Below are 14,311 nucleotides of genomic sequence, written 5' to 3' on the forward strand. Positions count from 1 at the left end.
CCTATATTAAGCTTATATCAATTTCTCTATTAATCGCTTTTTCAAGTCTTTTAGTATATTTGCTTATTGTCCATTCCTTTTTATTTTCTCTATACCTAGCACAACATTTCATAAATTCAGAAGGATATGAGAGTAATGCAAAAATTATATTTTCACTGCTACTATCCAGCCCTTCCAATTCACAAAATACATGAATAACTTTTTCCCAATCAAAATTATATTTTTTTATCAATTTCTTTAATAAAAAATAGCAATCCATTTCAATAAAATTATAGCTACAGCTCTTATAACTTCTTATTTCAATTTCACCACTTACTTGCCCAATTCTCAAATTATTGATACCTCCATCAACAATACATATCTCATTTCTTTTCATACTTCTTCTCAATATATCATAATAGTTAGATTTATATATTATATCGATACATCTTTCTGCCTTTTTTAAAAACTTTTCACCATGGCAACTTAATTTATTTTCAAAACTATTCTGAGGTTTTCCCTTTATTCTTTTTAAATCTCTTTTAAGCCTTTTTATATCAATCTTAAAATTTTCAACAACCTTACCAGTATTATTTTCCAAATTATCTATTATTAATCCATCAAAATTCATAGTTCTTTTATGAAACTCTCTCAATATATTTAGTTGTTTTATTATAATTTCCTGACTTATATTCTCCGAATCCATATACTCATCAGTTATTATTATATTTTTTGAATAAAGAAAATCCTTAAATGAAACAAAATAACTGTACATAAGCTACCTCTTCTTTTTACTTATCTTTTTTAATAATTCTCGTTCTTCTTTTTTTAGCTTTTTTAATTTCTTCTCTCTTTTCTTAATTTTTTTTAATTTTTCTATATTCTCTTCCATTTCCTTTAATTCTCTGTCATAGTCTTCAACTTCTATTTCTTTTAATTCTTTTTCTATTTCTTGTAATTTTTTACTCAAAACAAATCCCTCCTAAAATTGATTTTTCTGATTTCATTAACAAACTCCTGTCTTTCATCAGCATCATCAATTATTCTCTTAAGTTTTTTAATAAAGAATTCTTCTCCCCAAGGCTGTTTTTCCCAATAATACTGAATTCCAATTTGCCAATATGCTTGGGGAAATTCTATAAAAGCAGCAATAATAGGAATATCCGATTGGTTTATACTATTAACAGAATTATAATTATTCAATATTTCTAAAGCATTATCGATAGACCATTTTCCATTCTTCATTTTGCGTATTATAAGACTTGCTAAATCATGAAGATGTGTATCGAGCATACAATAATCAAAATCAATAATATTAATGCTGCCATTACTTTCTATTAATATATTATGATTTGCATAGTCATGGTGACAAAAACCTTTTCTTTTCATTTCATTTTTCATTTTTATATAATAATCAGTTTCTAAAATATGTTGTATAGCTCTATTGCATCTTTTTATTTCATCATCCATAACTTTTATATATAAATCGTCAAATTCACTTTTAATAGTTTTTTCATTGATTCTTCTTTTAAAATCAAGTATTTCATTGTATCTAGTTCTAAATGTAGTAATCCATTTTAGCCACCCTACACGTGGTTTCATATATGATGTTACATTAAATCCCTCACTCATTTTGTGAAGTTCAGCCAATTTCGTTGTCGCTGCAAATAAATCTAAAGGATTATCAAAATTGCACTTTCTCGCATTAACCCATTCTGTTAAATAAGCATTTTTATCATTAAACCTTGTATATTCATCCCCTTTTATGTTCTTTATGAATTTAGGTATATTCTTAAAACCTTTATTCTGAAGATGTTTCATAGCACTATAAATAAACAAAAAATGCCCATATTCATATTTTATTATTTTAAAACAAAATAATTTTTTATCTGCTTCAACTCTATATACATTCTTTATTTTTTCAATATTATATACTGTAATAGAATAATTATCTTCAATGAATTTTTTAACCAAATTATCCACAACATACTCCAATGTATTACTATACTGTAATATATGAAATAAAAATTTAATTCGTTCTTTACATATCACATTTTCTAATTTCCCGTAATATATTAATATATGAATTGCTTTTATTCATCATTATTATAGGAGTGAAGTTAATGAAAATTGCAATTGATGGCAGAGGAATCAATTGGTATCATGGTACAGGAATAGGCACATATACTGAAAATCTCTTGAAAAATTTAATTAATATAGATAATAAAAATTATTATCATATTTACTGGTCAGGTAAGAATTATGACGAATACGTAAAAAAAAATACTAAAATAATAATGACATCAAAAAAGGAACATAGATATTTTCAATTAAGTTATTTCCCTGAAAATTTATCATGTGAAAATATAGATATATATCATGTTCCCCAAAACGGAATAGGACTTCTCCCTTCTATATCATGTAAAAAAATTGTAACAATACATGATTTAATACCCTATATTATGCCCGAAACAGTAGGCAAAAGTTATCTTTTAAAATTCTTAAAAGAAATGCCCTCCATTATAGTAAATTCTGACGCAATATTAACCGTTTCTGAATACTCAAAAAAGGATATTTTAAAATTCTTTCCAGTAGATGAAAATAAAATATTTGTAACTCCATTAGCTGCAAATAGCAATTTCAAACCACTTGATAAAGAAAAATGTAAATATTATATTAAACAAAAATATGATATTGATGATCCTTTCATATTATACTTAGGTGGATTTAGCGATAGAAAAAATGTAGGATTTTTGATAAATGCTTTTTCTAAAGTGTACAAAGATTTAGATAAAGAATATAAGTTGATAATTTTAGGTTCATATAAGGATAACAGTCGTAAGCTAATTAAATTGGTAGACAAACTGTGTATGTCAAAAAATATAGTTTTTACTGGATTTATAGAAGATAATGAACTTCCTATTTTTTATAATGCATCAGAAACATTTGTATATCCTTCACTATACGAGGGATTCGGACTTCCTCCTCTTGAAGCAATGAGTTGTGGTACTCCTGTTATAGCCTCCAATATCACTTCAATACCTGAAGTAGTTGGAAATGCTGGCATACTTATTAATCCATACGATATATCAAGCCTAATAACAGCATTAGGAAACTTATTGAATGATGAAACTTTAAGAAATGAATTGAGTAAAAAAGGATATGAAAGGTCTAAAAATTTTTCTTGGAGAAAAACCTCTATGAAGACACTAAAAATTTATACAAAAATTTGCACACAAACCCAAGCATAATTAGCGAACTCGTTTTGCTAAAGCAAAACATCGAGGCTTCAATCTCCCACTTATAGAAGTGGGAGTCTTGTAAAATCGATAAACAAGCTTCCATATACAACTCATATAGAAATGGAAGCTTATTTAACATAAACATATTATATATAAAGTTATTTCCCAATAACCATTTTTTAATATATTTCTTATTTCTGTTCTAACTTTAAAGTTTTAACATAGAATCCATATCTCTCATAGAATGATATAACCTGCTCATTTCCAGCTGCAACAATAATATGCTTTGTTGCAACATTATTTTCATCCATCCAATCAAGTGTTCTTTTCATTAGCATATCCCCTATGCCATATTTTCTATAATTATTTTCAACAAAAATAGATTCTATTTCTCCATACATGTTTTCATCAACTGTACTTTTAACAATTGAACTTATACAATAACCTATGTAAATATCATTTTCATTATCTTTTGCCAGTATAACTTTGATTTTTCCTCTTAATGCCTTTTCTTCTAAAAGTCCTCTTCTAAAATCAAAAGTAAATTTTTTGAACCTATCGGAAAAATGAATTGAATTCTCAATATGATGTTTATTCAGTTTTTCCCACAATGGTTTAACATAGTCCAATAATTCAATTCCACCATAAACAAGCTCTATATTACCCATATTTTTCCCCCTAAATTTAATCTAAATCTGGACTTAAATTTCTCCTTGAAAATACACATCCACAGTAATCCTGTCTATATAAATTATACTCCTTGCTTAGTTCAATAGAACGCTTATATCCATTTTTTTTCTTAAAATCAGAATAAAGAAACTTTATTCCATATTCTTTTTCAAGTTCTTGTCCTATTTCATTTATCTTTTGCGCATTCTTGTGTGGACTAATTGATAGTGTAGTAGTAAAATAATCAAAACCTCTTTGCTTAGCTAATTCAGCTGCTTTTCTTAATCTCATTTCATAACATTTAAAGCAACGTTCACCACCTTCTCTTACCTTTTCTAATCCTTTAGCCATATTAAAAAAGTGCTGTGGCTTGTACTCTCCTTCTATAAAACTGACTTTATTTTTCGTATTAAATTTTTTTATAAAATTTTCCTGCTCATTTACCCTTTTTCTGTATTCCTTCTCTGGATGTATATTAGGATTATAATAATAAACAGTTATATTAAAATATTCTGATAGGTACTCAAGCACATAGCTACTGCATGGAGCACAGCAACTATGCAACAACAAATATGGAGTCTTACCTTCATTGATAATCTTTTTTAATTCTTCATCTAAAACTTTTTGATAATTTACCTTGTTCACTATATCACCTTCCTTTCTCATTATTCATCTTTCAAATCATTTTTTAAGAGTTGATACGCAACTTCACACTATACTATTCTCCATTTATTATTCTTTGATTTCTAAAAAATTGTAAATCAATTTTCTAGAAATCAATAGTCTCCTCTTCCCATTTTCTTCACCTTAACATTAACATTAACTTTTATTTCTGTTTTGTTGCGATCTGTTATAATTTCATCCCAGTCAACACCCGTATGTCTTCCAAATTTAGCAGCAGCTACACGCCCTAGTTCAAGACAATCAACCTTATAATCATTTTGCATATTTTTAATAAAATTATAACACATTTTTTCTACATGTTTGCTCATATAAGTTTCAAATTTTTGCATTGTTTCCTTATTGCTTCGTATATCTTTAAACATCTTATTTTCAACTATTTCTCCATTTAATACTACGTTAATTGTAAAATAATATTTGCCATTTCTTCTTTCACATTTGACATTCCTTTTTGTTATAGTATAGTAACTTATATATTTTTTAGAGGATTCTTTTAATGCAAGTATTCCCTTAACTTTGTTTTCCCTTAATATGTTCATAATCCTTGAATCGTTTATATCTATTTTTTTTACCATTTTATCTTTTTTGAATAATGCCATTCCAGTAATTTTTAATTTACCATTTTCTAGTTCAATATATGGTAATACTATATTTCTTCCTTCTGCATCTAACCTCACAAATATATCCATAAGCTTATAATTGTCCGAAAAAAAATTAAATTCCGTAGATGACTCAATCATATCTGCAATGTAATCAGCTGCACTAGGATATTCAGGCACATTGTAACTTAATATTTCTTTAGTTTCCTCTTTGGTTACTGCAATTAAAGCAGTGTCATTTATATTAGGATTTTTAAATACAATATTAACCCAATTTATAATACCAAACCTAGCTAATTTTTCGCTAGATATAATTATCCTCTCATGACCTAATTTAAAATCTTTATTAGACAACAACTGTCTGTTTTCCCTCGTACCCGCTATTGTATCACTAACCCCTGTATGAATAAATCTAGTAATCTTTTTATCTGAACCATAATTATATATAGACATAGGCACACTAAATTCATCATCACTTATATCATTTCCTATTCCCGATGGAACACCAACTTCTTCAACAGGCAAATAATTTATTCCCGAGTGAAAATACACATATAATATGAGAATCACCAAAATAATCATGATATATTTTTTATTTGAAAATTTGTTTTTAAATGAATTGTTAATTCGCTTATTGTTCATGATACTTAACCCTCAATCTTTAATTTACAATTTCATGTTCTACTATTCTTTGTTTAAAGTTTTTTGATTAATATTGCTCTTTTGATATGCCTTTGATTTAATAAAAATTATTAATGCTAATAAAGTAATCAGTAATATATTAAAAATAACAAAACGTGGAACAGCAAAATTTAGAATTTTTTCTCTAAGTATATTATCCTTAAATTTTATAGGTAAATATAAAAATAATGGATACATTATTAAGCATACTCGCTTTATATCAATACCCGTCATGTTATTTATAATAAAAGCCGATGAAAAGTAATAATTTGACAATATTCTTATAATTATCAATATCCATGCAAACATAACCACATATCTAAAATTATTTATAACAGGTATATGTATACTTTCAAAAACCATTATAAACGACCAATAGCTTTTAGGTATTATATCTATTCCTAGATAATATATCGTTATAAATATAGTCCATATCCATATCGAACCAGCTATTAATACTGCTCTCAATCCTGCTTTTTTGACAGTACTAACATCATATAAAGATGAATAAAACAACAATATAGATTCAAACCCTGTATAACAATAACATGTCGATTTTATACCGTTTAATATATCTATAATACGTGTACCAAAAACAGGTTGCAAATTTAGCGTATCTCCATATTTACATGCCGCCACCGAAAAGATAATAATAAATATTAAAATGTATGAAATCAATTCACTTATTTTTCCTAAAACCTTTAATCCCTTATATGCGGCATATAAAGCCAAAGTTACACCAACAATACAAATTTTTATAGGAGTTAAAAATGCAACAATATACACCTCTAGTATTCTAATAAATTCTGAAGCTATTGTTGATGTATACAAAACAAACTGCAACATAAATATTATATTTAAAATATTACCTATTATATTTCCAAAATATCTTCTGCTCAATGTCAATATATTTTCTTTTGGGTGCTTCTTTGCAATATAACTGCTTATTAAAACAACATATAATGGATATATTAATGCAACAATACCCGAAATCCATGCATCTTGACCTGCCTCCTTCACTACAACATTTGGTAATCTTAAAAATCCAGGTCCAAGAGTAAATCCAGTAAGCAAAAATGTTAATTGATTTGTAGACAAAAGACTTTTTTTATCATTATTCATTTTTCTTACTCCTCATATTCTTTCTAAAATCGCTTTGTCTTACACTATTATTATTTGGAATAGCCTGCGGTCTTTTATTCATTTTCCATAGAGGTGCTCTTATGAATATATCCTTCAAATCACTACTTTTAATTGAAAAATACGGTACTCCAAAACTTTCTAATGAACATAAATGAATTATAATAAAAAGCCATCCAGCAGCTATTCCTAAAAAACCAAGTGTATCAGCTAAAACTAACATTGGAAATCGTATAAATCTTATGCTAAGAGACATTTCATAATTTGGTATCAAAAATGTAGCTATAACAGAAATACCCACTATAAGCAAGGTTGTGGGACTTACTATTTTAGACTGAACTGCCATGTTACCTATGATAATACCTCCAACAATACTCAATGTTGAAGCTATTTTAGGTGGCAATCTAAGCCCACCTTCTCTTAAAAAATCAACAAATATCTCCATTGATAATATTTCTAAGAACGGTGTTAAAGCAATTCCCTGTCTTGATTCAATGATAGGATTTATAAACTTAACAGGTATTAATTCAATATTGTAATTTATAAGAGTCAAATACAATGATGGTAAAGTAATAACTATAAATACAGCAATTAACCTAAGTATGCGCGAAAACGATGCTACTATTGTTCTATCATTATAGTCTTCAATCCCCTGAAAAAATTGAACAAAAACTGCTGGAACTGTAAGTGCAAATGGAGTTCCATTTAATATTATTGCAATCCTTCCCTCCATAATATCTGACTTAACTATATCAGGTCTTTCAGTAACATAAATCTGAGGAAATATTGAATAAGCACTATCTTCTATATATTGATCAATCATTCCCGTATCTGTAACAGAATCAACATCTATACTTGCTATTCTTTTTCTAACTTCTGTCAATACATCTTTATCGACAATATCATCAATATAGGCAATAACTAAACTTGTCTGAGATCGCCTTCCAACTTTAAAATTTTCTATAGTCAAATTTTTATCCTTTATTTTTCTTCTAAGTATGCTTATATTTGTTTCTAAATTTTCAACAAACCCTTCTCTTGAACCCCTTACAGCAGACTCATTTAGTGGGTCAGATATAGCTCTATGTTCACCCCCAGTTGTATCAAGTACAATAAACTCTTCTAAATCACCTATCAATACAGCTGTTTTACCAGATTTAATTGCCTCAACTACATTGTTGATATTTTCCTCTATTATTGTATTAGACATAGGTATATATCTTTTTGAAACATAGTCTACAGTATTTTGATCAATAACTAAATTTTCATTAACATGTAACATTAATGGATTCAATATATCTCTATCAATAGTGTCCTTGCTCACTAAACCATTTATATATATAGCAACAGCTTCTATAAGCTCATCTTTACCTATAAAAAATCTTTTAATTATTATGGGACTTCCATTACCAATTTGTTTGACAATAAAATTAATATTGTTTTCAAGCTTTATACCCATAGTCATTCCCCTATCAACTTAAATACTAGTTCTTATGCTTAATGTAAGCATTTTTATTGTTTTTATACATTCACTAAACAATTCATCTTTTAAAACCACTCAAAAAATGTTCCAAAATTCACACTTAGACTGTATACTATTCACTGATTTAATAATTTAGTTTCAATTAATAAGTGTAAATGATATAATTTTTGTGTAAAATAATAAATATTAATAGACAGGATGGTACTCATGAAAGAAATTAAACTTATTATAAAAAAGGAATTTAAAGATAAATATTTTAGAGGATACCCCTTAATTATGACGGAAGCGATACTTAACCCGCAAGATATTAAAGAAGGTAGAACAGCTATACTTTTCGATCAAAGCAATAGATTTATTGGTAGAGGTTATTTAGGCAACCAAAATAAAGGATGCGGCTGGATACTCACAAGAGGTAAAAAGGGATTAATAGATTATAAGTTATTCTATAATAAAATAAGAAATGCTATTGAAAAAAGAAGAAATTTTTATTTTTCAAAGGACACAAATGCTTTTAGAGTTTTTAATGGCGAAGGAGATGGAATAGGCGGACTTACCATAGATTATTTCGACGGATATTATTTAATCAATTGGTATAGTGGAGGTATATATTCTTTTAAAGATTTTATATTAAAAGTTCTCACAACCCTCGTACCTTATAAAGGAATCTATCAGAAAAAACGTTTCAATTCTGGTGGTAAATATATTGAAGAAGATAGTTTTGTTATGGGCAGAAAAGCTCCTAAACCTCTCATTATTAAAGAGAATGGAATTAATTATGCTATATATTTAAACGAAGGTGCAATGGTTGGAATATTTTTAGATCAAAGAAATGTAAGAAAAGCATTAAGAGATAATTATTGTAAAAATAAATCTGTGTTAAACACATTTTCTTATACTGGAGCATTTTCTGTTGCGGCAGCATTAGGTGAAGCTTCAAAAACTACTTCGGTAGACCTTGCTAGTAGAAGCTTAAATAAAACAATTGAAAATTTTACAATAAATAATATCGATCACACTAAGCATGACATTGTTGTTAAAGATATTTTTGACTATTTTACAGAATCTAAAAGGAATAATACTAAGTTTGATGTTATTATTTTAGATCCTCCTAGTTTTGCAACTTCTAAGAAAAGCAAATTTAGTGCAGAAAGTGATTATACAAATTTGCTAAAGCAAGCTATTGAAATAACAAATCAAAATGGTCTAATTGTTGCATCAACAAATTGCAGCAGTTTTAATATGAAAAAATTTAAAGGATTTATTGAAAAAGCATTTAATAGCTTAAATAGAAAATATAATATAATAGAAGAATACAGACTACCCTGCGATTTTGCAGTAATTGACGAATTTCCAGAAGGCAACTATTTGAAGGTCGTTTTTATACGCCTTGCATAAGAAGAAACCAGGGATTAGAGACTAGAAATGAAGCAAGTTTGCCAGGGTGCTAGAGGGCTAGTACAGATTAACAACTTGATTGTTATATATTTAAATCACCAAATGTTTTTATATACATTTAGGAAATCGTGTAACGATTTCAACATTAACTGGTAACTAGCCACCTGGAAAACTAGCAATCTTATATTAGTTTTCATCAAAGTCACAATCTGCTTTGGTGATTGGCGATTGGCGATTAGTGACTTTGTTTTAATCCCCAGTCTCCGGTACAAATTTGTGACTTGAGAACCAGCATCTTATTGGGTGCTAGGATAAAGCAAGTTTGACGACTGGACTGCCAGTACAGATTTGCAACTTGAAAACCAGTATCTGTTTATAGATTCTAGGTACTAGAATGAAAGAACATGGGCTAGAAAATAATGCTAGTTTGCTAGTCGGTCAGAGGACTAGGCGGCTAGTATTATGAAAACATCTTCATAAGAATAATCATTAGCTATAGCAGTTAGTATTGCTTAATTAAAGGTTAGCACTACAGCAGGAATAGCATTTCTCTCTATTTTAAGGCTTCCTACAAATTCACTAGCTATATGCATTGCATCACTTGCACTACCACCGTTCTCTATTAGTAAAACGTAGCCTCTATTCCAATAATCAAAATCAAATATATAAGATAATTCTGCATTGTTAGATGACTCATTTATATCAAAATTGAGAAAACCTATTGCCTCACTAGTTGTTTTTAATACAACTGTTAACATACCAATAATTCCTCGGTCAAATTTATCAATTCTTTTTTGTATAAATTTTTCTCTCTCAGAAAGTGTTGTATTTTTTATTCCACCTAAGAACATTTGTACATTCTCACTTTTGTCCATTTTTAATAATAATTGAGTATCAGAAAGCATAGTTTTTCTTATAATTAAGTTATCAGTTTCAAATGGAAGTAAATTAATTAATTCTTCATTATCAACCCGTCCTTTAAAAATATTTTATAAATTTATCTTTATAATTTTCATTTGCACTTTTATATATATAATCAAACAAATTTTCCAGTATATATTTTAGTTCTTTAAAAAAGCTGTTGACAAATTAAGTTTGTCAACAGCCTAAAGATTCCATATCTGGTTTAACCTTTTGCCATCTCGTAATTTCCTTGACCGTGGAAATCATCTTCATAAGCTTTATCGGCAACTGGCGCAAATTCTTCAGCTAACTTATTCAATCTTTCTTGGAATTCTTTATTATTAATCATCATTTCTGCACCTTTATCATCTGGTTTAGCACCTGTCTTAGCCACTATCTCTCTCATCTGTTCAGGATTATCTATCATCATACATGGCCTTAATAAATTATGGTTATACGGTTGTCTACTTCTTATTTCTTTAAAGAATGGTGTCTTAAATGCTTCAATTAATGGTTTACCCTTAAGATTATCTGTTGAAAAATGACTGAAAATACATGGTTCTAAATCCTCATTAGAATTTATATGACAGTAGTATTTTCCTGCAATACATCCTCCAACAAATGGAGCATCATTGAAAAAGTCTATGGTAAATATTTTTTTAGTTGTTCTTATCTTCCTTGTTCTTCTTCCAAGCTCAATTCTTTGTTCTGGAGTAAGCATCAAATCCATATCTTTTATAGGATCGTTACCAACTGGCATAAATATAAAATACCATATCATTCTTGCACCTTTTTCGATTAACATATCTATAAATTTATCAGAAGTAACATCATTAACATTATATCTAGTAGTAGCAGTCGATGCACCAAATGGAATTCCTCTCTCACCTAATAATTCCATTGCTCTCATAACAGTATCATAAACACCTTCTCCTCTTCTCCAATCGGTGTCCTCTTTAGTACCTTCAACCGAAACCATTGGCATAACATTTCCTAGTTCAGCTAACTTATCAGCCATTTTTTCATCGATTAATGTACCATTTGTAAATGGCATGAACATCATATCATCATATTTTTCATAAATATCAAGCATATAATTATTAAAGAAAGGCTCACCACCTAAAACAACAATATAGTATATACCTAAATCTCGAGCTTCACCAATGAGTCTATCTACTTCTTCGAACGATATATCATCTTCTTTGCTATAAGTAGATGCATAACAACCCTTACATCTTAAATTGCATCTCATTGAGGGACTTATAAGTATTGAAAATGGTACCTTTGTATCATTATCTTGCCCAACCTTTTCTCTCTTAGAAATACCATACCAAGTAGCATTACCTATGAAATTGGCAAAAAACTTTTTTAAACAATTCTTGTTAGTATTAATCAATATATCCTGAATGAAATCATGAACTGATGGCATTTCATTATAATATTGATATACTCTATCAACACGTTCCTTTGAAAAATCATCTCTAACAGATTTCTTAACTAATGAAAAGATTCTTTCAACGTTCTTTTCCGGATTTTTTTCAAGCAATTCTACACCGGTTTTAATCAATGTGGTTTTAGCTTTTCGTTCGATACTCTCCTTAAAACTCATTATTATTTCCCCCTTAAATATACAAATTACAATTATAAATTCTAATAATTTCTTTAAATACACATATTTATAGTATTTATATATTTATAGCATTTGTTATAATACATTATAAATCTAGCAAAATTATTGTCAATAGATTAACTTAATTATTAACATTATATTTATAAACTTACTAATATAGTTAATAATATTAATAATTTTGTTACATTTCTGATTGCACATTATGGTCCTCATAAACTCGTTTTGTTAAAATAAAATATAGAAACTTTAGGTGCACAAAATATTAAATTCTCCAATTACAAACATGGTAATATTTATAATTTAATAAATAAAAAGTAAAAGGCTTCTATATTATTTATATAGAAACCTTTTACTTTTTATTCCAATATACTTTTAAATCCATCTCCAAGAGTTTCATGTACATTCTGCACTTTTACAAACGCAGTTGGATCCGTTTCTTTTATATAATTTTTTAATCTTATAAATTGCTTTTTATCAACTATAGTATCTAATATTTCAATATCTTTACCTCTATAAGCACCCTTACCATAATAAAAAGTTGCTCCCCTATTCAAATCATTTATAATAAAATCTTTAATAATTTCGGTTTTGTCGCTTACTATCATAACTTCTCTATGTGCCGTTAATCCTTCAATTGCACTATCAATTACTAGTCCATTAATTATTACAGATAAGAGAGAATATAACCCCTGCGAAAGTCCAAATGCTACACCAGCAAAAAGCGTTACGGATACATCAATCATCAATAATGACTTACCTATATCTATATGAGTATATTTATTAAGTATTTTAGCAAGAATATCTGTTCCTCCTGTTGAAGCATTAGCATTAAAAACTATTCCCATTCCTACACCCTGAATTAAAATACCTAAAATAAGATTTAAAAGTACATCATTCGTCATTGGTGCGTTATGTGGACATATAACTTCTAATAACCAAATTCCTCCCGAAAGTGCAAAACTAGCATAAATTGTTTTAATACCAAAACCAACACCTATAACTATGAAACCAACAATAAACAAAATAACATTCATAATCAACATTAAACTACCTACTGGTAAAGCTGGTATAAAATGATTTATTACCATTGATAAACCATTTACTCCTCCCGCTGCAATATCATCAGGCATTAAGAAAAAATATAATGCACATGCTACTAGTGCAACTCCAAATGTAATCACAGCAAATTCCTTAATACTCTTCTTGATATCTACGTTTTTCTTCATAGACCTCATCCCCCTCACTGTAAAATTTATTCGCCTAGAATGAATATATTCATAATTAAAATTGCGTGAATATTTTTTTTCATTCATTCCCTCAAAACAATAAATATTATACTTGATTATTCTACATTTATCTAGTATTTTTATTATTTTTTTTGGTGTATAATCTGTCATAATAAAGAATTTTCATAAATATTATAAATAAATTAATATTTATACATTGATATTTTTGCTATTGTTTTTACTCATATATTTTTAATAATTGGATATACTATTGGTGAGCACAAAGAATTTATCACATCATTAAACTATGGGAGGTGAAATGCGACTTGCAATTTTAGTGTTTCTATTTATTCTATATGAATACCTTTTTTAATAAATATTCATTGTATAAATTTGAAAACTTTTTTAGTTATTAATGCAAGTCGATGTAAGATGTCTCACAAAAATAACAAAAACAATAAGGATAATAAAAAAGTAAATCAAAAAACAAAAAAAGAAGTTAGAAAGATGCAATTCGAAACATCTAATGAACTGGGTGTTTCAAATGAGTCTAAAAAACTTGGCAAGAAGTCTGGTAGAGTATTATTAGACGAATAATTATGCCTATCTGTATAAAGAAGATTATTTTAAGAACTGCATTATATATTATAGGCATATCAAAATTTTAATTTTAAAGTGGCATA

14 protein-coding genes are annotated in these 14,311 nt (G+C 27.9%); 3 read left to right on the plus strand and 11 right to left on the minus strand.

Going from position 1 to position 14,311, the window contains the following annotated elements:
- Position 1: 1 nt before the first annotated feature.
- From CLTEP_RS05460 to CLTEP_RS05470, 3 genes are read right to left on the minus strand one after another with little or no spacing between them, the layout of a single operon-like run.
- Complete coding sequence (locus CLTEP_RS05460; RefSeq protein WP_066823770.1) at positions 2 to 754, minus strand: hypothetical protein; 753 nt, start codon at positions 752 to 754, stop codon at positions 2 to 4.
- Positions 755 to 757: 3 nt separating this feature from the next.
- Positions 758 to 949, minus strand: a complete 192-nt coding sequence (locus tag CLTEP_RS05465; protein ID WP_066823773.1) for a hypothetical protein — start codon at positions 947 to 949, stop codon at positions 758 to 760.
- Entirely contained in the window at positions 946 to 1,962 is a 1,017-nt protein-coding gene (locus tag CLTEP_RS05470; RefSeq protein ID WP_066823776.1) for a CotS family spore coat protein, read from the minus strand. The genes CLTEP_RS05465 and CLTEP_RS05470 overlap by 4 nt, the downstream gene beginning before the upstream one ends.
- Positions 1,963 to 2,102: 140 nt before the next feature.
- Here CLTEP_RS05470 and CLTEP_RS05475 point away from each other — a divergent pair, with 140 nt between their 5' ends.
- Positions 2,103 to 3,230 carry a glycosyltransferase family 4 protein gene (locus CLTEP_RS05475; protein ID WP_066823779.1) on the plus strand — a complete coding sequence of 376 codons (1,128 nt, stop codon included), beginning with the start codon at positions 2,103 to 2,105 and terminating at the stop codon, positions 3,228 to 3,230.
- A 182-nt stretch (positions 3,231 to 3,412) separates the two neighbouring features.
- Here CLTEP_RS05475 and CLTEP_RS05480 read toward each other — a convergent pair whose 3' ends face one another.
- From CLTEP_RS05480 to CLTEP_RS05500, 5 genes are all read right to left on the minus strand, one after another.
- Positions 3,413 to 3,889 carry a GNAT family N-acetyltransferase gene (locus tag CLTEP_RS05480; protein WP_066823782.1) on the minus strand — a complete coding sequence of 159 codons (477 nt, stop codon included), beginning with the start codon at positions 3,887 to 3,889 and terminating at the stop codon, positions 3,413 to 3,415.
- 16 nt (positions 3,890 to 3,905) lie between these two features.
- The gene (locus tag CLTEP_RS05485) at positions 3,906 to 4,535 is read right to left on the minus strand and encodes an epoxyqueuosine reductase QueH (protein ID WP_066823877.1); all 630 of its coding nucleotides are present in this window, start codon (positions 4,533 to 4,535) and stop codon (positions 3,906 to 3,908) included.
- A gap of 131 nt (positions 4,536 to 4,666) precedes the next feature.
- Complete coding sequence (locus CLTEP_RS05490; protein WP_066823785.1) at positions 4,667 to 5,812, minus strand: Ger(x)C family spore germination protein; 1,146 nt, start codon at positions 5,810 to 5,812, stop codon at positions 4,667 to 4,669.
- Positions 5,813 to 5,854: 42 nt separating this feature from the next.
- Positions 5,855 to 6,973, minus strand: coding sequence for a GerAB/ArcD/ProY family transporter (locus tag CLTEP_RS05495; protein WP_066823795.1), 1,119 nt, complete (start codon positions 6,971 to 6,973; stop codon positions 5,855 to 5,857).
- Positions 6,966 to 8,450: a spore germination protein gene (locus CLTEP_RS05500; protein ID WP_066823798.1), complete on the minus strand. Its 1,485-nt coding sequence runs from the start codon at positions 8,448 to 8,450 to the stop codon at positions 6,966 to 6,968. The genes CLTEP_RS05495 and CLTEP_RS05500 overlap by 8 nt, the downstream gene beginning before the upstream one ends.
- A 231-nt stretch (positions 8,451 to 8,681) precedes the next feature.
- Between CLTEP_RS05500 and CLTEP_RS05505 the strand changes: the two genes are divergently transcribed.
- A complete protein-coding gene (locus tag CLTEP_RS05505) occupies positions 8,682 to 9,869 on the plus strand; it encodes a class I SAM-dependent rRNA methyltransferase (protein WP_066823800.1) in 1,188 nt (395 codons plus the stop codon).
- Between the two features lie 512 nt (positions 9,870 to 10,381).
- On the opposite strand, the gene CLTEP_RS05510 is transcribed toward CLTEP_RS05505, so the two are convergent.
- From CLTEP_RS05510 to CLTEP_RS05520, 3 genes are all read right to left on the minus strand, one after another.
- Positions 10,382 to 10,855 carry a GNAT family N-acetyltransferase gene (locus tag CLTEP_RS05510; protein ID WP_341372115.1) on the minus strand — a complete coding sequence of 158 codons (474 nt, stop codon included), beginning with the start codon at positions 10,853 to 10,855 and terminating at the stop codon, positions 10,382 to 10,384.
- Positions 10,856 to 10,995: 140 nt separating this feature from the next.
- On the minus strand, positions 10,996 to 12,381 hold the full coding sequence (locus tag CLTEP_RS05515; protein WP_066823806.1) for a radical SAM/SPASM domain-containing protein: 1,386 nt from the start codon (positions 12,379 to 12,381) through the stop codon (positions 10,996 to 10,998).
- Positions 12,382 to 12,758: 377 nt separating this feature from the next.
- Positions 12,759 to 13,628 carry a YitT family protein gene (locus CLTEP_RS05520; protein ID WP_066823809.1) on the minus strand — a complete coding sequence of 290 codons (870 nt, stop codon included), beginning with the start codon at positions 13,626 to 13,628 and terminating at the stop codon, positions 12,759 to 12,761.
- 432 nt (positions 13,629 to 14,060) lie between these two features.
- Between CLTEP_RS05520 and CLTEP_RS05525 the strand changes: the two genes are divergently transcribed.
- A complete protein-coding gene (locus CLTEP_RS05525) occupies positions 14,061 to 14,225 on the plus strand; it encodes a small, acid-soluble spore protein, alpha/beta type (protein WP_066823814.1) in 165 nt (54 codons plus the stop codon).
- The last annotated feature ends 86 nt before the right edge of the window (positions 14,226 to 14,311 follow it).

The sequence above is a fragment of the Clostridium tepidiprofundi DSM 19306 genome (assembly GCF_001594005.1).
GTDB lineage: Bacteria > Bacillota > Clostridia > Clostridiales > Clostridiaceae > Clostridium_AC > Clostridium_AC tepidiprofundi.